Annotated in this window: 18 protein-coding genes; 5 read left to right on the plus strand and 13 right to left on the minus strand. The window is 69.1% G+C overall.

Annotation, left to right across the window (positions count from 1 at the left end):
- Positions 1-75 precede the first annotated feature (75 nt).
- Positions 76-561, plus strand: a complete 486-nt coding sequence (locus tag AC3WT6_RS15890) for a DUF4399 domain-containing protein (protein WP_492654582.1) — start codon at positions 76-78, stop codon at positions 559-561.
- Here AC3WT6_RS15890 and AC3WT6_RS15895 read toward each other — a convergent pair.
- The 7 genes from AC3WT6_RS15895 to msbA form a co-directional block, all read right to left on the minus strand.
- On the minus strand, positions 548-1,003 hold the full coding sequence (locus AC3WT6_RS15895) for an acyl-CoA thioesterase (RefSeq protein ID WP_492654583.1): 456 nt from the start codon (positions 1,001-1,003) through the stop codon (positions 548-550). The genes AC3WT6_RS15890 and AC3WT6_RS15895 overlap by 14 nt on opposite strands.
- A 4-nt stretch (positions 1,004-1,007) precedes the next feature.
- Positions 1,008-2,333, minus strand: a complete 1,326-nt coding sequence (locus AC3WT6_RS15900) for a hydroxyacid-oxoacid transhydrogenase (protein WP_492654584.1) — start codon at positions 2,331-2,333, stop codon at positions 1,008-1,010.
- 73 nt (positions 2,334-2,406) lie between these two features.
- Positions 2,407-3,171 carry a 3-deoxy-manno-octulosonate cytidylyltransferase gene (kdsB, locus tag AC3WT6_RS15905; protein WP_492654585.1) on the minus strand — a complete coding sequence of 255 codons (765 nt, stop codon included), beginning with the start codon at positions 3,169-3,171 and terminating at the stop codon, positions 2,407-2,409.
- A complete protein-coding gene (locus tag AC3WT6_RS15910; RefSeq protein WP_492654586.1) occupies positions 3,168-3,356 on the minus strand; it encodes a Trm112 family protein in 189 nt (62 codons plus the stop codon). The genes kdsB and AC3WT6_RS15910 overlap by 4 nt, the downstream gene beginning before the upstream one ends.
- 2 nt (positions 3,357-3,358) lie before the next feature.
- On the minus strand, positions 3,359-4,060 hold the full coding sequence (locus tag AC3WT6_RS15915) for a protein tyrosine phosphatase family protein (RefSeq protein WP_492654587.1): 702 nt from the start codon (positions 4,058-4,060) through the stop codon (positions 3,359-3,361).
- On the minus strand, positions 4,057-5,064 hold the full coding sequence (gene lpxK / locus AC3WT6_RS15920) for a tetraacyldisaccharide 4'-kinase (protein WP_492654588.1): 1,008 nt from the start codon (positions 5,062-5,064) through the stop codon (positions 4,057-4,059). The genes AC3WT6_RS15915 and lpxK overlap by 4 nt, the downstream gene beginning before the upstream one ends.
- Entirely contained in the window at positions 5,061-6,827 is a 1,767-nt protein-coding gene (gene msbA, locus AC3WT6_RS15925) for a lipid A export permease/ATP-binding protein MsbA (protein ID WP_492654589.1), read from the minus strand. Before msbA ends, lpxK begins: the two co-directional genes overlap by 4 nt.
- 106 nt (positions 6,828-6,933) lie before the next feature.
- On the opposite strand from msbA, the gene AC3WT6_RS15930 reads away from it, so the two are divergent.
- Positions 6,934-7,290: a histidine triad nucleotide-binding protein gene (locus AC3WT6_RS15930; protein ID WP_492654590.1), complete on the plus strand. Its 357-nt coding sequence runs from the start codon at positions 6,934-6,936 to the stop codon at positions 7,288-7,290.
- A gap of 84 nt (positions 7,291-7,374) precedes the next feature.
- Here AC3WT6_RS15930 and AC3WT6_RS15935 read toward each other — a convergent pair whose 3' ends face one another.
- Positions 7,375-9,912 (minus strand): PAS domain S-box protein, encoded by a 2,538-nt coding sequence (locus AC3WT6_RS15935; protein ID WP_492654591.1) that lies wholly within the window; start codon positions 9,910-9,912, stop codon positions 7,375-7,377.
- 187 nt (positions 9,913-10,099) lie between these two features.
- On the opposite strand from AC3WT6_RS15935, the gene dinB reads away from it, so the two are divergent.
- The gene (gene dinB, locus AC3WT6_RS15940; protein ID WP_492654592.1) at positions 10,100-11,161 is read left to right on the plus strand and encodes a DNA polymerase IV; all 1,062 of its coding nucleotides are present in this window, start codon (positions 10,100-10,102) and stop codon (positions 11,159-11,161) included.
- A gap of 1 nt (position 11,162) precedes the next feature.
- Here dinB and AC3WT6_RS15945 read toward each other — a convergent pair whose 3' ends face one another.
- The 3 genes from AC3WT6_RS15945 to gltX are packed head-to-tail and all read right to left on the minus strand — an operon-like array spanning position 11,163 to position 15,370.
- Positions 11,163-11,993, minus strand: coding sequence for a M23 family metallopeptidase (locus AC3WT6_RS15945; protein ID WP_492654593.1), 831 nt, complete (start codon positions 11,991-11,993; stop codon positions 11,163-11,165).
- A complete protein-coding gene (gene thrS / locus AC3WT6_RS15950) occupies positions 11,993-13,903 on the minus strand; it encodes a threonine--tRNA ligase (protein ID WP_492654594.1) in 1,911 nt (636 codons plus the stop codon). The genes AC3WT6_RS15945 and thrS overlap by 1 nt, the downstream gene beginning before the upstream one ends.
- A gap of 39 nt (positions 13,904-13,942) precedes the next feature.
- Entirely contained in the window at positions 13,943-15,370 is a 1,428-nt protein-coding gene (gene gltX, locus AC3WT6_RS15955) for a glutamate--tRNA ligase (protein WP_492654595.1), read from the minus strand.
- A 128-nt stretch (positions 15,371-15,498) separates the two neighbouring features.
- Here gltX and AC3WT6_RS15960 point away from each other — a divergent pair, with 128 nt between their 5' ends.
- Both AC3WT6_RS15960 and hisI read left to right on the plus strand, forming a co-directional pair.
- On the plus strand, positions 15,499-16,344 hold the full coding sequence (locus AC3WT6_RS15960; protein WP_492654596.1) for a 6-carboxytetrahydropterin synthase: 846 nt from the start codon (positions 15,499-15,501) through the stop codon (positions 16,342-16,344).
- 71 nt (positions 16,345-16,415) lie between these two features.
- The gene (gene hisI, locus AC3WT6_RS15965) at positions 16,416-16,889 is read left to right on the plus strand and encodes a phosphoribosyl-AMP cyclohydrolase (protein WP_492654597.1); all 474 of its coding nucleotides are present in this window, start codon (positions 16,416-16,418) and stop codon (positions 16,887-16,889) included.
- A gap of 1 nt (position 16,890) precedes the next feature.
- Here hisI and AC3WT6_RS15970 read toward each other — a convergent pair whose 3' ends face one another.
- Together AC3WT6_RS15970 and AC3WT6_RS15975 are read right to left on the minus strand one after the other, a co-directional pair.
- On the minus strand, positions 16,891-17,052 hold the full coding sequence (locus tag AC3WT6_RS15970) for a hypothetical protein (RefSeq protein WP_492654598.1): 162 nt from the start codon (positions 17,050-17,052) through the stop codon (positions 16,891-16,893).
- Positions 17,053-17,149: 97 nt separating this feature from the next.
- Positions 17,150-18,739 (minus strand): phytoene desaturase family protein, encoded by a 1,590-nt coding sequence (locus AC3WT6_RS15975; protein ID WP_492654599.1) that lies wholly within the window; start codon positions 18,737-18,739, stop codon positions 17,150-17,152.

Below are 18,739 nucleotides of genomic sequence, written 5' to 3' on the forward strand. Positions count from 1 at the left end.
TCACGGCGGCGGGAACGCCGGCCGCCCGGATGTGGTCCTTGTGGCCACCCACTAGAACCCTTTACGGAGCACCTCATGCGCATTGCCCTGACCCTGCTGATCGCCGGCCTCGCCGCCGCCACCGCCGTCCAGGCCGACTGGAAGGAAGACCTCAAGGCCGCCGCCAAGCAGCAGGCCCAGACCCAGGCGGAAACCAGCCTGGGCCTGCCTCAGCCATCGCCGGCCGGCGCCAAGGTCTATTTCATCAACCTGAAGGACGGCGACACAGTGAAGAGCCCCTTCGTGGTGCAGTTCGGCCTCAAGGGCATGGGCGTCACCGCCGCCGGCTTGCAGAAGGAAAACACCGGCCATCACCATCTGCTGATCGACAGCCCGGTGGTGGACTACACCACCTCGCTGCCGATGACCGACCAGATCAAGCACTTCGGCGGCGGTCAGACCGAGATGGAGCTGAGCCTCAAGCCCGGCAAGCACACCCTGCAACTGCTGCTCGCCGACTGGAAGCACCAGCCGCACAACCCGGCGGTGCAGAGCGAGAAGATCAGCATCACGGTGCAGTAACCGGCACGGCGATGCGCGCCAGCGCGGCGCGCAGCGCCTCCGGCGGCGGCGCCGGCCGCCGGGTCTGGCGGTCGACGAAGACGTGCACGAACTGACCCTGCGCGGCCGCCTGCGTCTCGCCCTCGCGGAAGATCGCCAGACCATAGGTCACCGAGCGATTGCCGAGCCGGTCCACCCGCAAGCCCACCCGCAGGGCCTCGGGATATTCCAGAGGCGCGAAATAGCGGCAGTTCGACTCCACCACCAGGCCGATCACCGGCCCCTGGTGGATGTCCAGGCCGCCTTCGCAGATCAGGTAGTGGTTGGCGGCGGTGTCGAAGTAGCTGTAGTAAGTGACGTTGTTGACGTGGCCGTAGACGTCGTTGTCCATCCAGCGGGTGCCGATCGGCACGAAATACGGGTAGTCGCTGGCCAGGGGCGGGCGGGGCTTGGTTTCGCTCATGGGTTCACCAATATCGCAGGGCGCCGCGAAACAACTCCCGCAGCACCGGCCTGCTCATCTCCAGCGGCGCGTTCTGCAACAGCCGCTGCTGGGGATAGGCGCCGTCGGCGAGGGCGTCGAGATCGGCCTCGCCATAACCAACGCCGGCCAGGCCGTTGGGAATGCGTACCGCCTTCATCAGTTGCAGCAGCTTGCCGGCCAGAATCTCACCAGCATCGGCAGCGCTGGCGCCGCGCGTATCGGCGCCCAGGCAGATGGCGGCTTCCAGGTGCTGCTCCGGGCAAGCGCTGCAGGTGAGCCGGAACACCGCCGGCGCATTGAGGATCACCGACATGCCATGCGGCACCAAGGCTTCCGGCTCTTCGCCCGGCAGCTGCGGATAGCCCGGCGCGCGGTAGTCGCGCACCAGGCCGGCGACGGCATAGCTCATCGCATGCGGCGCATGCACGCCGGCGTTGCCGAAGGCGATGCCCGCCAGGGTCGCGGCCCACATCACCTGCTCGCGCGCCTCGGTGTCACTGGCGTCGGCCACCGCCCGCTCCAGGTAGAGACCCATCAGGCGCAGCGCCTCGCGGCAGCCGAGATCGCTCCAGGGATTCGCGCCCTGGCTGAGCGGCCGCGCCGTCGGCCGTGCTGGCGCCGGCCGGCGCACATAGGGTCGCGCGGTGTAGCTCTCCAGCGCATGGCTGAGCACGTCGAAGCCGCTGGCCGCGACCACCTCGGCGGGCAGGCTGTCGGTGCAGTCCGGGTCCACCAGCGCCTCGGTCGGGCGCAGGGCGATGGAGGCGATGCCGGTCTTCACCCCGCGCTCCAGCAGGTCGAAGATGGCGATGCCGGTCACCTCGCTGCCGGTGCCGCAGGTGGTCGGGCAGGCGATGTGCGGCTTGAGCGGCCCCGGCACCGCCCGGCCCTCGCCGATCGGCGCGTTGACGTAGGCGAGAAAGTCGGCCGGATGCGTGGCGTAGAGGTTGGCGCCCTTGCAGGTATCCATCACCGAGCCGCCGCCGAGCGAGACATAGCCATCGACCTTGGCCTCGGCGGCGAACGCCGCCGCTTCGCGGAACGACTGGTCGGTGGGCTCGACGCGACACTGGTCGTAGACCACCACGTCCAGCCCGGCGGCCAGCAGCGCAGCCTTGACGGTGGCGAAGTGCGGCAAGGCCGCCAACCGGGGATCGGTGAACAGCGCGACCCGCTTCAGGCCCAGGGCCAGGGCGCGGTCGCCGACTTCCTTCAGGCAGCCGCGGCCAAAGGTGACTCGCGAGGCATCGACGGTGAAGGCGGTATCGCCGCCCGGAATCATCAGGGCGTGGTAGTGGCAGCAGGCCAAGGCGGGCTCCTCCTCGTGGTTTACGCGCAGAGTAGCGGCGCGCGCGTCGGGCCGTCAGCCTTGAAGCGCGCCGTCAGCGGCGCACCGCGAACTGGGCGGCGAGCAGAGCCAGGTCTTCCTCGGTGTCGACGCCGCGCGGCGGCGGCTTGTCGGTGGTGCCGAGCTTGATGCGGAAGCCGTGGTAGAGCGCGCGCAGCTGCTCCAGAGCCTCGCACTCTTCCAGCGGCGCCGGCGGCAGGCCGCTGAACTCGGCGAGCGCGCCGACCCGGTAGGCATAGAGGCCGATGTGGCGGAACGCCAGGCCCTCGGGCAGGCGCGGCGCGCCGGCGGCGGAGCCCTCGCGCTGCCAGGGAATCGGCGCGCGCGAGAAATACAGCGCGTAGCCGCGACGGTCGCTGACCACCTTCACGACATTGGGATTGGCGAAGTCGGCGGCCTCGTGCAGGCCGTGCGCGAGCGTGGCGATGTGCGCCTCGGGGTCCTCGGCCAAGAGCTGCGCGGCCTGGCGCACCAGGGCCGGCGGCATCAGCGGCTCGTCGCCCTGCACGTTGACCACGATCACCTCCTGCGCCCAGCCGGCGGCGCGCGCCACCTCGTTGATGCGGTCGGTGCCGGACTGGTGGCGGGCGTCGGTCATCCGCACCTCGGCGCCGAAGCCACGACAGGCCGCGTACACCTCCTCGGCGTCGGTGGCGATCAGCACTTCCTCGGCGCCGGCCTGCAGCGCGGCTTCCCAAACCCAACGCACCACCGGCTTGCCGCCGAGTTCGCGCAGCACCTTGCGCGGCAGACGGGTGGAGCCCAGCCGCGCCGGGATCACCACCTTGAACGGCGTCACTTCAGCAGCTCCGCTTCGGCCTCGCTCAGGGCGCGGGCCTCTTCTTCCAGCATCACCGGCACGCCATCGCGCACCGGATAAGCCAGCCGCGAGGCGCGGCACCAGAGTTCGTTGTGCTCGGGCTTGTAAACCAGCGGCGCCTGGGTGACCGGGCAGACCAGAATTTCCAGCAGGCGTTTGTCCATCGTCATTCTCGGCGCAGAATCTTGTCGACCACCTGGTTGGCCCACCAGCTGGCGTGGAAGGAGGCGTTCACGGCGTCACGGTCGTAGACCGTTTCCACCCACTCGCGGAACGGCGTGCCATGCGCGGCATGGTAGTCGCGGTAGACCTCGAAGAAGTGGTCGAGCACGCCGGTCTTGGCTTGGCGCACATGGCCGTGCTGCCAGAACTCCATCTGCTTGAGTGCGACCTCCAGCGGCGCGTTCTGGCGCAGCAGCAGGTAGAGCGCGCTGGCGAGGCCGGCGCGGTCAGCACCCGACTTGCAGTGGATCAGGATCGGCTGCGGCTGGCTGGCGAAGAGCGCGTCCAGGCCGAGGATCTCCTCGCGGGTCGGCGCGTCGCGCGAGCGCAGCGGGAAGTGCAGCAGCTTCAGGCCAGCCTGCTCGCAGGCTTCCCACTCCAGCACATTGGAGCCGATGTGCGCCTCGCTGCCACGCAGGTTGAGCACGGTCTTCACCCCGGCGCGCGCGGCGGCGCGCAACTGATAGGGCATGGGATGCGCCGAGCGATACAGACCCGGCACCACCTGCTTGCGCAGGTTGTAGAACACCCGGAAGAAGGCGTGATCGTAGAAGATCGCGTTCAGCCAGACGTAGACGCGGCGCCAGAACGTCAGCTTGGGCGCGGGCGGAGGCAGCTCCGGGAGTTTGATCGGCAGGTCGCTCATGTCGGGGAGGTTGGCCACGACTTCGACAGCGCGGCTCGCAGGGATTGTCTCATACGGTCTTCGGCACCCGGCGCGAAGGCGGCGGTCACCGGCACCGCCCACAGTCGGGCGTCGGCAAAGGTGCGGCATTTCACCGCGTCCTTCTCGGTCATCAGCACCGGCCGGTCGTCGCCGAAGGCGAGGTCCTGGGCGCAGTAGGCGTGGTGGTCGGGGTAGGCATGGGGGATGAGGCTAAGCCCCTGCTGTTGCAGGCTCGCGAAGTAGCGCTGCGGATTGCCGATGCCGGCCACCGCATGCACCGGCGCGCCGGCGAAGCTGGCCAGCGGTCGCGACGCGCCTCCCGCCAGGGGCCAGGCCGCGCCGGGCAGCAGATCGAAACGCAGCGCATCGGCGCCAAAGGCTGCCGGCGCGCCACCGTTCACCAGCAGCAGGGCGCAGCGCGCAGCGCGCGCCGGCGGCTCGCGCAGAGGGCCGGCCGGCAGCCGCCAGCCATTGCCGTGGCCGCGCGCGCCGTCGATCACGCACAGCTCCAGGTCGCGCGCCAGCCGGTAGTGCTGCAGGCCGTCGTCGCAGACCAGCACGTCGACTTCCGGATGCGCGGCCAGCAGCGCCCGCCCGGCCTCGGCGCGACGCGGCGCCACCGCCAGCGGCACGCCGCTGCGCAGCACGATCAGCAGGGGTTCGTCGCCCACCGCCGCCGGATCGCTATCGGCGCTGACCAGCTGCGGAAACGGACCGCGCCCGCCATAGCCGCGCGAGATCACGCCCGGCTTGCACCCCAGAGCGCGCAACTGCTCGACCAGGGCCAGGGTCAGCGGGGTCTTGCCGGTGCCGCCGACGGCGATGTTGCCGACCACGATCACCGGCACCGGCAGGCGCTCGGCCCGGGCACGCTGGCGCTTGGCCAGGGCATCGGCGACCGCGCCGTAGAGCGCAGCCAGTGGCCGCAGGGCCAGCGGCGGCGCCTGCGGGCGCCACCAGAGCGCCTGCAAGGCTTCCTTCATGCCGCCGAGTCGTCCTCGCGGAACTGCAGTCGGTGCAGCGCCGCATAGGCGCCGCCACGCGCCAGCAGCTCGGCATGGCTGCCCTGCTCGACGATGCGTCCCTCGTGCATCACCACGATCAGGTCGGCGTTCTGGATGGTCGACAGCCGGTGCGCGATCACCAGGGTGGTGCGGCCCTTGACCAGCTCTTCCAGCGCCTGCTGGATGGCGCGCTCGGACTCGCTGTCCAGCGCCGAGGTAGCTTCGTCGAGGATGAGGATGGGCGCGTCCTTGAGCAGGGCGCGGGCGATGGCCAGGCGCTGGCGCTGGCCGCCGGAGAGCATGGCGCCATCCTGGCCGATCGGCGTATCCAGACCCTGCGGCAGGGTGGATATGAAGTCCCAGGCATAGGCGCGGCGGGCGGCGGTCTCGATGGCCTCGCGGCTGACCTCGGGCGCGCCGTAGGCGATGTTCTCGCCAACGGTGGCGTTGAACAGCACCACGTTCTGGTCCACCAGCGCAATCTGCCGGCGCAGGTCGAGCAGCGGGTAGTCGCGCAGGTCATGGCCGTCGAGCCGCACCGAGCCGCTGGCCGGATCGTAGAAGCGCGGGATCAGCGACAGCAGGGTGCTCTTGCCGCTGCCTGACTTGCCGACGAAGGCCACGGTGCGACCGGCGGGGATGTCCAGGCTGACGCCGTTCAGCGCCGGCCGCGCTTCGGCGCTGTAGGCGAAGCGCACGTCCTCGAAGCGTAGATCGCCACGGGCGTGGGCGAGCGGGCGCCGGCCCTGGTCGTTCTCCGCCGGGGTGTCGAGAAAGGCGAACAGGTCGGCGCCGGCGACCAGGCCGCGCTGCAGCTTCTCCGACAGGCCGGTCATCGCCGACAGCGGCTGGCGCAGCATCAGCATGGCGCCGATGAAGGACACGAAGGTGCCGGGTGTCATCGTCTCCAGCATCGCCGGCTGGGTCGCCAGCCAGACCAGCAGGGAGACGCCGACCGCCGCGATCAGCTCCAGCGAGCCATTGCTGGCGGCGGCGGTGGCGGTCATCTTCAGGCTGTTGCGGCGCAGGTAGTCGTCGAGCTTGGCGAAGGCGCCCATCGCCAGCCGCTCGCCACCGTAGACCTTGAGCACGCGGCGGCCCGAGATCGCCTCGTCGGCGGCGTGGGTGATGCCGCCCACCGAGGTCTGGATGCGCGCGGAAACAGTGCGGAAGCGGCGGTTGACCCAGTTCACCGAGAACGACACCGGCGGCGCGATGAACAGCACGAACAGGGTCAGCTTCCAACTGGTGTAGAGCATCAGTCCGATCAGGCCGACAGCGGTGAGAAAGCCGCGGATGCCGTCGGCGAACACCTGGCTGGCGGTCTCGGCGATCTGGCCGGTGTGGTAGGTGAGCTTGGCCTGCAGGTCGGCGGTGCGGCTGCGGTCGTGATGCGCCACCGGCAGGCTGAGCATGTGCGCGAACACCTGCCGGCGCAGCTTGGACACCACCGCCTGCCCCACCGAGGCCATGGCGTAGGACGACAGGAAGCCGACCACGCCGCGCAGCAGGAACAGGCCCAGGATCGCCCAGGGCATCCAGCGGATCACCACCGGATCGCGGTCGATGAAGCTGCCGTCGGTGAGCGGTTTGATGAGACGCGCCACCGAGACCTCGGAGGCGGCGAACAGCAGCATCGAGCCCAGCGCCAGCACGAACATGCGCCAGTGCGGCGCGGCATAGCGCATCAGCCGGCGGTAGACCGGCCAGGATTGAAAGGCGGGTGTGGCGGGTGCGTTCACTGAGCGACAGGCTGGAAACAAGGGGCGCATGGTATCAGGGGCGCCGCTGTTCCCTGGCCCTGGCCTATCATCTGCCCCTGCCCTAGTCGCCCCACCGGAGCCCGCCGTGACCACGCCCGCCGTCAGCAAGACCCTGTTCGAGAAAATCATCGACCGCGAGCTGCCCGCCACCATCGTCTACGAAGACGAACTCTGCCTGGCCTTCAAGGACATCCATCCCTGCGCGCCCATGCATGTGCTGCTGGTGCCGAAGAAGACGATCCTGCAACTCAGCCACGCGACGCCGGAAGACCAGGCCCTGCTCGGCCATCTACTGCTCACCGCTACCAAGGTGGCGGCGCTGGAAGGCCTGGGCGAGGCCTATCGACTGGTCATCAACAATGGCGCGGCGGCGGGGATGAGCGTGTCGCACCTGCATCTGCATCTGATCGGCGGCCGTCCGCTGAAGTGGCCGCCGGCCTGAAGCCGAGGCCAGCTTAGGCCGGCTGCCGAGCACCGCCCCCACCCCGGCCCTCCCCCGCATGCGGGGGAGGGAGCTCGGCGCTATCTAGTCCTTCAAGGTGAAGAAAAAGCTCGAACCCTGCCCGGGTTCGGACTCCACCCAGATGCGGCCGCCGTGGTGGCGCACGATCTTCTGGCACAGCGCCAGGCCGATGCCGGTGCCCTCGTAGTCCTCGCTGCTGTGCAGGCGCTGGAAGATCTCGAAGATGCGCTCGCGGTGCTCGGGCGCAATGCCGATGCCCTGGTCGCGCACCGAGAAGCACCAGCCTTCCGCCGTGTGCTGGGCGCTGAGATGCACCTTGGGTTGTGATCCGGGCTGGAACTTCAGACCGTTGCCGATCAGGTTCTGCAGCAACTGGTTGAGCTCCAGCTCGGAACCACGCACCACCGGCAGTGCATCGTGCGTGATGAGCGCGCCGCGCTCCTCGATGGCGGCGCGCAGCTGGGTCTCGACCTGCTTGAGCAGGCGCTCGCAATCGACCCGGGTAAAACCGCTGTCCTGCCCGACTTTCGAGAACGCCAGCAGGCCGTCGATCAGCGCCTGCATGTGCATGGAGCTGTCGACCAGATAGTCGAGGTATTCGTCGGCCTCGCCGTCGAGCTGGCCGCTATAGCGCTTCTTCAAGAGTTGCGCGAAGCCGACCACGCCGCGCAATGGCGCGCGCAGGTCGTGCGAGGCGACGTAGGCAAACTGGCGCAGCTCCTGGTTGCTGCGTGAGAGTTCCTCGGCGTACTGCGCCAGGCGATTTTCAACCGCCTTGCGCTCGCTGATGTCGCGCACCGCGGCGGTGGCGTATTCGCCGCCGCCGGATTCCATCGGACTCAGGCTGATCTCGATGGCGAACTCGCTGCCGTCGCTGCGCCGCCCCATCAACTCCAGACCCACGCCCATCGGCCGCACCCGCGGATCGTGGAAGTAGCCCTGACGATGGCCGGCATGGCGCTCGCGCAGCGGCGCCGGCATCAGCATCTCCACCGGCTGGCCGATCAGCTGCTCGCGCGGATAGCCGAACAGCCGCTCGGTCTGGGCATTGACCAGGGCGATCCGGCCGTCGCGATCGATGATGACCATGGCATCCGGCGCGGTTTCCAGCAGGGCGCGGAAGCGTTGCTCGGCGCGCTTGCGCTCGCCGATGTCGCGGCCGATGGTGGAGGCGCCCACCACATGGCCCTGGGCGTCACGGATCGGCGAGATGGTCAGCGACATGTCGATGCGCCGGCCGTCTTTGGCCAGGCGCTGGGTCTCGAAGTGCTGCACCTGTTCGCCCTGCCGCACCCGCGCCAGCAATTGTTCCTCCTCGTGCTGCTTCTCCGGCGGGAACAGGATGCGCACGTCCCGGCCAATGATCTCCTCGGCGCTGTAGCCATAGCTGGCTTCCGCCGCCTTGTTCCAGGCGGTGATCCGGCCCTGGGTGTCCTTGCCGAGGATGGAGTCGTTGGAGGACTCGACGATGGCCGCCAGCCGTACCGCCGCGTCGCGCTCACGCTTGGCCTGGGTGATGTCGCGGATGGCCGCCGTCACCCAGGTGCCCTGCTCGGTTTCCAGCGGACTCAGGCTGATCTCGATGGGAAACTCGCTGCCATCCGAGCGCCGCCCCGAGAGCTCCAGCCCGGCGCCCATCTCGCGCACCTTGGGCGCGTGGAAATAGCCGGAGCGATGACCGATGTGCTGGCCGCGCAGGCGCTCGGGAATCAGCACCTCCACCGGCTGGCCGATCAGCTCCTCGCGGCGGCAACCGAAAATGCGCTCGGTCTGGGCGTTGACCAGGCGGATCTGACCGGTCTGGTCGATGATGACCATGGCGTCCGGCGCGGTTTCCAGCAGCGCCCGGAAGCGCTGCTCGGCCTTCTTGCGCTCGGTCATGTCGCGCACCGCGGCGGTACCCCAGAGACCGTCCTCGGTCTCCAGCGGGCTCAGGCTGATCTCGATGGGGAACTCGCTGCCGTCCTTGCGACGCCCCCAGAGTTCCAGACCGCTGCCCATCTCGCGCAGCTTGGGTGCGGAGAAATAACCGCGCCGGTGGTCGCCATGCTTGGCGCGGTAGCGCTCCGGCATCAGCACTTCGATGGGCTTGCCCACCAGGGCGGCGCGCTGGTAGCCGAACAGGCGCTCGGCCTGGGCGTTGACCAGCCGGATGTCGCCACGCCGGTCGATGATGACCATCGCGTCCGGCGCCGACTCCAGCAGCGCGCGGAACTTCTCGTTGGCCTTGCGCCGCTCGCTGGCGTCGCGGATGGCGGCGGTGGCGAACAGGCCGCGCTCGGTGCGCAGCGGACTCAGGCTGATCTCCACCGGAAACTCGCTGCCATCCTTGCGGCGCCCGGCCAGCTCGGTGCCGGCACCCATGCCACGCAACTTGGGCTCGGCGAAATAGCCGTCGCGCAGCATGGAATGGCGACCCCGGTAGCGTTCCGGCACCAGCATCTCGATGGATTGGCCCAGGAGCTCGGCGCGCTCGTAGCCGAACAGGTGCTCGGTCTGCGCGTTGACCAGCAGAATCAAGCCCTCACTGTCGATCAGGATGGCCGCGTCCGGAGCGGATTCGAGCAGGTCGCGATACCACTGGGGGTCGACTTCGGTCATGGCGGCCGCGGGCGGAAAGTCGGGTGGTGGCGTCGAGTCTGGCATGCCAGGCACTTGGGCCCACAGCCCGGCTGGCTGGCTGCCGGCGCCGCCCGACGGCCGGCGACCTGCCCTACCATGGCCGTGCCGCCGTCCGCTGGCCGGCCGCGTCCCCCAAGACCAACAGCGAACCCCGGGCCACCCGCGCATGTCGCCGCCGCGCAAGATCATCCATCTGGACATGGACGCCTACTACGCCTCGGTCGAGCAGCGCGACGACCCGGCGCTGCGCGGCCGACCGGTGGTGGTGGCCTGGCGCGGCGCGCGCTCGGTGGTCTGCGCCGCCTCCTACGAGGCGCGCCGCTATGGCGTGCGCTCGGCGATGCCGGCGGTGCGCGCCGAGCGGCTGTGCCCGGAGGCGGTGTTCGTGCCGCCGGACTTCGTGCGTTACCGCGCTGTGTCGCGCGCGGTGCGGGAAATCCTCGCCCGCCACAGCGAGCTGATCGAGCCGCTGTCGCTGGACGAGGCCTATGTCGACGTCAGCACCAACAAGCTCGGCCTGGCCACCGCCACCGAAGTCGCCCAGACGATGCGCGCGGCGATCCGCGAGGAGCTGCAGCTCACCGCCTCCGCCGGTGTCGCGCCCAACAAATTTCTGGCCAAGATCGCCAGCGACTGGCGCAAGCCCGACGGCCTGTTCGTGATCCGCCCCGAACAGGTCGAACGCTTTCTGGAGCCGCTGCCGGTGGCGCGCATCCCCGGGGTCGGCAAGGTGATGGAGCAACGGCTCCAGGAGCTGGGCATCGCTACCGTCGGCGATCTGCGGCAATGGCCGGCGGCGGCCCTGCTGGAGCGTTTCGGCCGCTACGGCCAGCGCCTGTACGAACTGGCGCGCGGCATCGACGAGCACCCGGTGCAGCCGGACCGGCCGACGCAGTCGATCTCCGCCGAAGACACCTATGCCACCGACGTGACGTTGGCTGAGACCGAGGAGACCATCCGCCGCCTGGCGGAAAAAGTCTGGGCTGCCTCCCGCCGCGAAACCCGGGTGGCGCGCACCGTGGTCTTGAAGCTCAAGACCGCGCAGTTCCAACTGCTGACGCGCAGCCAGACCGGCGCCGCCCCGCCCGCCTCCTGCGAGCAACTGACCGCCACCGCGCTGGCTTTGCGCGAGCGTGTCGAAGACCGCGGCCAGCGCTACCGGCTGGTGGGCGTGGGCCTGAGCAATTTCCGCGAACCGGAGGAGCTGCCGCAGCCGGAGCTGTTTTGAGTCAGGGTTTTCCCTGCTGCTCCGGCACCAGCCGCTGCGCATCCACCCGCGACTCGAACCAGTTCACCCGCCAGTCGAGATGGGCGCCGGTGACGCGGCCGGTCTTGCCGATCAGGGCGATCTTCTCGCCCTGACGCACGCGCTGGCCTTCCTTCACGAGGATCTTCGACAGGTGCAGGAAGGCACTGGACACGCCGTAGCCGTGATCGAGATAGAGCGTGCCGCCGGAGAAGAACATGTCGGGGTTGGCCAGGCTCACCACGCCATCGGCGGGAGCGACCACTGGCGCGCCGACCGGGCCGGCGACGTCGACGCCGTAGTGCGGCTGCTTGGGCTCACCGTTCAAGATGCGCTGGCTGCCGAACACGCCGGTGATGGCGCCTCGGGCCGGCCACAGAAAGCGTTCGAACACCGCCGCCAGGGCGCTGTCGCGGGCGCGGGCATGGCGGTTCTGCGCGGCCTCGGCGGCGATGCGCGCCTGCATCGCCGGCTCGGGATTCACTTGCTTGTCGGGCAGGCCATTGAGGCGCTGGATGCGGTATTCGCGCTTGGCGACCGGGTAGCGCGTCAGCCACTCCGGCGCGCCGGGCAGGCGGATGCTCAGGCTGGCCTCGGCCGGCTCGTCACGGTCCAGGCCAAACACGAAGCGGCCCTCGGGGCTCAGCCGCAGGCGGCGGCCGTTGAACGCCACTACGGCCTCGGGCGCGGTCTGCCCGAACAGCAGGCTGCCCTGGCGCCACTCGCCTTGCAGGCTCAGCGGCGGGGTCGCTCCCTGGCTGCGGGCGCCGCCCGAGAGCAGCGCCAGCAACAGGACCGCGAGTCCGCGCCGCATCAGCCCTGCTGGCTGGCGAGCTTGGCGACCGCCTCGGCCAGGCTCAGGCTTTCCTGCGCCTCGCTGCCCAGACGGCGCAGGGTGACGGTCCGCTGCTCCGCCTCCTTGCGGCCGACCACGGCGATCACCGGCACCTTCTGCAGCGAGTGCTCGCGGATCTTGTAGGTGATCTTCTCGTTGGAGAGATCAGCCTCGGCGCGCACGCCGGCCTCGCGCAAGGCATCACGCACCTCGGTCGCGTAGCCGTCGGCATCGCTGACGATGGGCGCCACCACCACCTGCACCGGCGAGAGCCAGTAGGGCATGGCGCCGGCATGGTGCTCGATGAGGATGCCGATGAAGCGCTCCATCGAGCCGACGATGGCCCGGTGCAGCATGATCGGCATGACGCGGTTGCTGTGCTCGTCGACATAGCTTGCACCCAGCCGCTCCGGCATCATCGGGTCGAACTGCATGGTGCCGACCTGCCAGGCGCGGCCGATGGAATCCTTCAGGTGGTACTCGATCTTCGGGCCGTAGAAGGCGCCCTCGCCCGGCAACTCGGTCCACTCCACCCCGGCGGCACGCAGCGCCGCGCGCAGCGCGTCCTCGGCCTTATCCCAAACCTCGTCGGTGCCCAGGCGCTTGTCGGGGCGCAGGGCCAGCTTGATGTCGATGTTGGAAAAGCCGAAGTCGGTGTAGACCTGCATCGCCTGCCTGTGAAAAGCAGTGACCTCGCCCTCGACCTGCTCGGGCGTGCAGAAGATGTGGCCGTCGTCCTGGGTGAAGGCACGCACCCGCATGATGCCGTGCAGCGCGCCCGAGGGCTCGTTGCGATGGCAGCCGCCGAACTCGGCGTAGCGGATCGGCAGATCGCGGTAGCTGCGCAGGCCGGCGTTGAAGATCTGCACATGGCCGGGGCAGTTCATCGGCTTCACCGCGTAGGTCCGCTTCTCGGACTCGGTGAAGAACATGTTGTCCTTGTAGTTGTCCCAGTGGCCGGACTTCTTCCACAGGCTGACGTCCATGATCTGCGGGCCGCGCACCTCGCGGTAGCCGCTCTTCCTATAGACGCCGCGCACGTACTGCTCCACCGCCTGCCAGATCGCCCAGCCCTTGGGGTGCCAGAACACCATGCCCGGCGCCTCTTCCTGCTGATGGAAGAGATCGAGCTGGCGCGCCAGCTTGCGGTGGTCGCGCTTCTCGGCTTCCTCCACCTGCTTCAGATAGGTCTTGAGGTCGTCGTCGCTGGCGAAGCAGACCCCGTAGATGCGCTGCAACTGCGCGTTGTTGGCGTCGCCGCGCCAGTAGGCGCCGGACACCTTGGTCAGCTTGAAGGCGGTGCCGAGCTTGCCGGTGGAGGGCATGTGCGGACCCACGCACATGTCCAGCCAGCTCTCGCCCTGGCGGTAGATGCTGATCTCGGCGTCGGCGGCGATGCCCTCACGGATCCACTCGGCCTTGAACTTCTCGCCGGTAGATTCGAAGTAGGCGATGGCCTTGTCGTGCGGCCAGACCTCGCGGGTGATCGGCAGGTCGCGCTTCACGATCTCGCGCATCTTCTGCTCGATCTTTTCCAAGTCGGCGTCGCTGAAGGACTCGGCGCGCGCGAAGTCGTAGTAGAAGCCCGAGTCGGTGGAAGGCCCGAAGGTGATCTGGGTGCCGGGGAACAGCTCCTGCACCGCCTGCGCCAGCACATGGGCGCCGTCGTGGCGGATGACTTCCAGCGCTTCCGGCTTGTCGCGGGTGACCAGTTCGAGCTTCGCGTCGGCGGTGATCGGCCGGCTCAGATCCCAGAGCTGGCCGTTGATCTTGGCGACCACGCACTTCTTGGCGAGGCCGGGGGAAATGCCCTGGGCGATGGCCAGGGCGGTGATGCCGGCGTCGAAGGACTTCTTCGCGCCGTCGGGAAAGGTGATTTCGATGGACATGGTGACCAACCTCGTTGTTGCTCTTGGTGAGCGCCCGGCTCAGGCGGCGGGCGCGGCTTTGGCGGCGTAGGCAGCGGCGGCGGCAAGCCGCGCCAAAGTGGCCGTACGGCCCAGCAGGAACAAGGTCTGGTCGATCGGCGGCGACACCGCCGCGCCGGAGACCGCCACACGGATCGGCTGGGCGACATCGCCCAGCTTCAGGCCCAGCTGCTCGGCCACCGCGTGCACCACGCCGTGGATGTCGGCGGGCTGCCAGTGGGCGAGGCCGATCAGGCCATCGGTGAGGGCATTGAGCACCGGCGCCGCCTTGGCGGACAGATGCTTGGCGGCGTCCTTCTCGTTGTAGCTGCCGACTTCGGTGTAGAAGAACTTCGATTTCTCGGCCATCTCCAGCAGGGTACGGCAGCGCTCGCGTTGCTGGAGGATCACGTCTGCCAGCGCCGGGCCGTTGGCCGGATCGACGCCGAGGCGACGCAGGTGCCAGTCGAACTCCGGCGCGATGACCGCCGGGTCGGTGATCTTGAGGTACTGGTGGCTGACCCAGTAGGCCTTCTCCATGTCGAAGCGCGCGGGCGCGGAGCTGACGTGGTCGAAGTCGAATTTCTCGATCATCTCCTCGCGGGTGAACAGCTCCTGGTCGCCGTGGCTCCAGCCCAGGCGCACCAGGTAGTTGAGGATGGCGTCGGGCATGAAGCCCATGGCGCGGTACTCCATCACTCCCAGCGCGCCGTGGCGCTTGCTGAGCTTGGCGCCGTCGCCACCGAGGATCATAGATACATGCGCGTACTGAGGCGGCGTGCCGCCCAGGGCGCGGATCATCTGGATCTGGCGCGGGGTGTTGTTGACGTGGTCGTCGCCGCGGATCACATGGGTGATGCCCATGTCCATGTCGTCCACCACCACGCAGAAGTTGTAGGTGGGCACGCCGTCGCCGCGGGCGATGATGAGGTCATCGAGCTCCTCGCTGGCGAACACGATACGGCCCTTGATCAGGTCGTCGAGCACCACTTCGCCGTCCTGCGGATTCTTGAACCGCACCACCGGCTTCACCCCGGCCGGCGGCTCCGGCAGAACCTTGCCCGGCTCCGGGCGCCAGCGGCCGTCATAGCGGGGCTTTTCCTTGCGCGCCTGCTGTTCGGCGCGCATCTGCTCCAGCTCCTCCTTGGAGCAGTAGCAGTGGTAGGCCGTGCCGGCGGCGAGCATCTGGTGAATCACCTCGGCATAGCGGTCGAACCGCTGGGTCTGGTAGATCTCCTCGAAGTCGCTCTTCAGGCCCAGCCAGGCCATGCCCTCGAAGATCGCATCCACCGCCGCCTGGGTGCTGCGCTCGCGGTCGGTGTCCTCGATGCGCAGCAGGAACTTGCCCCCGAAGCGCTTGGCGTAGAGGTAGGAGAACAGCGCGGTGCGGGCGCCGCCGATGTGCAGGAAGCCGGTCGGCGAAGGGGCGAAGCGGGTGACGACGGACATGCGCGTGGTGAAGCGGCGAGCTAGGGGCGCGCAGTTTACCAGCGCCGGCGGCCGTCCCCGGGCCGGCGGACAGGCGGCCAACCCGGGCCGGGCAGTAAAATGCGCGCCCCTTTGCGGCACCGCGGCCCATGACCACCCTCTTCGTCGAACAGCTCACCGTCATCGACGCCAGCTACCTCTGCCCCCGGCGCGGCCTGGTCGGCGAGAGCTGGATCGTCGACCTGGAGCTGGACGGCACGCTCGACGAGCAGGCCATGGTGCTGGACTTTGGCAGCGTCAAGAAGCAGCTCAAGCGCGCCATCGACGACGGCCCCGACCACACGCTGATCGTGCCCCTGCACTACCCCGGCCAGCAGACCACCACGCTAGCCGACGGCCGCCTGCAGACCCTGTTCATGTCCCAGGCCGGCGGCTATGCGCACCGCGCCCCGGCCTGCGCGCTGACCCTCTTGGAGGCGCCGGAAGTCAGCGCCGAAGCCCTGGTCGCGCACCTCACGCCGCAGCTGGCGGGTATCGTCCCGGCCAATGTCGCCGGCATCCGCCTGAGCCTGCGCCACGAGCACATCGACGGCGCCAGCTACCACTACAGCCACGGGCTGTCGAAGCACCGGGGCGCCTGCCAGCGCATCGCCCACGGCCACCGCTCGCGGCTGGCGATCTTCCTCGACGGCGTCCGCGACGCCGGCCTGGAGGCCGCCTGGGCCGAGCGCTTCCGCGACATCTACCTGCTCACCGGCCGGCATGTGCAGCGCGACGACGGCGAGCGCCTGGGCCTGGCCTATACCGCGCCGGAAGGCCTGTTCGAGCTGGAACTGCCGCGCAGCCGCAGCTACCTGCTCGGGCAGGACACCGATAGCACGGTGGAGGAAATCGCCGAGCATCTGGCCGGCCGCGTCGCCGCCGAGCACCCCGGCCGGCGGGTGGAAGTACGCGCCTACGAGGGGGTCATGAAGGGCGCGCTGGCCCGGCGCTGAGTGGTATCCTTGCGCCCCTTTTTCCGCCCCCGCCGGGGTTTTTCCGGGGGCAGAGCAGCAGCGAGGTCGGTATGAGCGAAGACGTGCGTTTCTTCCAGCGGGTGTCCATCGAGCAGGTCGAGGAAGGCCAGGAGCTGGCGCCCAAGTTCGACGAACACGGTCTGATCGCCTGCGTGACCACCGCCGCCCATAGCGGCGAGGTGCTGATGCTCGGCTACATGAACGCCGAGGCGCTGAAGCAGACCATCCTCACCGGCGAGGCGCACTACTGGTCGCGCAGCCGCAAGGTGCTCTGGCACAAGGGCGCCACCAGCGGCCTGGTGCAGAAGGTGGTCGAGATGCGCATCGACGACGACCAGGACGCGGTCTGGCTGCGGGTGGAGATTCCCGGCGACGCTTCCTGCCACGTCGGCTACCGCTCCTGCTTCTACCGCTCGGTGCCGACGGGCAACGGTGAAGTCCACGAACTGAAGTTCGAGGAGAGCGAGAAGATGTTCGACCCCAAAGAGGTTTACGGCGACGCGCCGAACCCGACCATCCTCTGAGTCATTCGCGGCGGTTCTTGAGCGGCGTAGCCTCCAGGGCCGGATCGGGGTCGCTGTCCTGCCGCTGTTCGTCCCGCGTGGGCACGGCGGGACGCTGCTTCGCCATTGCCGCCTTGCGCTGCGAGCGCTTGTTGTAAGGGCTGGGCCTGAGGTGGGATCTCATCGGCGTTGCTCCTGCGCTGGGTGTCGCCCAGTCTGACCAGCCCCGGCTGAACCTCCGCCGAACCGCGCCCCGAAAAGCGCTGCCGTGAGCAGGTGCCTCAGTCGCGCAGCATCTCCCGCGCAGCGTTGTGACCAGGGATGCCGGTGACACCGCCACCCGGATGCGCGCCCGAGCCGCAGAGATAGAGGCCGGGGATGGGCGTGCGGTAATTGCCCAGGCCCAGCAGCGGCCGTGCGCTGAACAGCTGGTTGAGCGTCAGCTTGCCATGGAAGATGTCGCCGCCCACCAGCCCGAACTTGCGCTCCAGATCCAGCGGCGTGTGGATCTGCCGGGCGATGACGCTGGCCTTGAAGTTGGGCGCGGCGCGGTTGACGGTCTCGATCACCGCGTCCGCCGCCGCCTCGCGTTCGTCATCCCAGCGGCGGCCCTCCGGCAGCGTGTAGCGGAAGTGCTGGCAGAACAGGCTGGCGACCTGCCGGCCCGGCGGCGCCAGCGAGGGGTCCACCGTCGAGGGGATCAGCATTTCGACGATGGGCTGGCGCGCCCAGCCCTGCTCGCGGGCATCGATATAGGCGCGCTCCATGTAGGCCAGCGAGGGCGCGAGGATGATGCCGCTCTGGTGATGCGGCGCTAGCACGGTGCCCGGCGCGCATAGAAAATCCGGCAGCTCGGAGAGCGCCACGTTCATGCGCAGGGTCGCCGACTCGTTCTGGTGATCGGCGAAGCGCCGCGTCAGCTCCGGCTCGCGCTGGCTGGCGTCCAGCAACTGGGTGAACAACAACTTGGGGTGCAGATTGCTTGCCACCCGCCGCGCGGTCAGCACCTCGCCGTTCTCCAGATCGACCCGGATCTGCCGGCAACCAAGCGCCTGCACCCGGTGCACCACTGCCTCGGTGGAAAGCTCCACCCCCAGAACCCGCGCCTCCGCCGCCAGGGCCTGGGTGATCGCGCCCATACCGCCCAGGGCATGACCCCAGACGCCGGACTTGCCGTTGACCTCGCCGAACACGTGATGCAGCAGCACGTAGGCGCTGCCCGGCGCGTAGGGCGAGGCAAAGTTGCCGACGATGCTGTCAAAGCCGAAGCAGGCCTTGAGCGGTGTCGATTCGAACCAGCGGTCGAGCAACTCGCCGGCACTGAGCGCGAACAGATCCAGCACATCGCGCTGGGTGGCGAGCGGCAGCTCCTTGAATACCCGCGCCGTCTTCCAGGCGCTGAACAGCTCGGCGATGCCGCCGCCGACATTGGGCGGGGTTTGCAGCAGCATCGCGCGCAGCACCTCGGCCACCCGCTCCAGCAGCGCGTAGTAGTTGGGCAGCCGCTCGGCGTCGCGCGGCGAATAGCGCGCCACCTCGGCCTGGGTCGCCGCCAGCCCGCCGCCCAGGCGGATGCACTCGCCCGGCTCCTCGCCCAACGGCAAAAAATTGGAGTACGGGCGCTCGACGATCCTCAACCCATGCGCCTCGGCCAGCCGCAGCTCGCGGATGATCTTGGGGTGGAGCAGGCTCACCGTGTAGCTGGCGGTGGAGTTGCGAAAGCCGGGCGCGAATTCCTCGGTCACCGCCGCCCCGCCCAGCACCGCGCGCCGCTCCAGCACCCGCACCTTCCAGCCGGCCCTGGCGAGATAGCAGGCGCAGACCAGACCGTTGTGGCCGCCGCCGAGTATCAGTGCGTCGTAGCTAGCCAA

It is taken from the genome of Stagnimonas sp. FW305-C-60 (genome assembly GCF_058782965.1).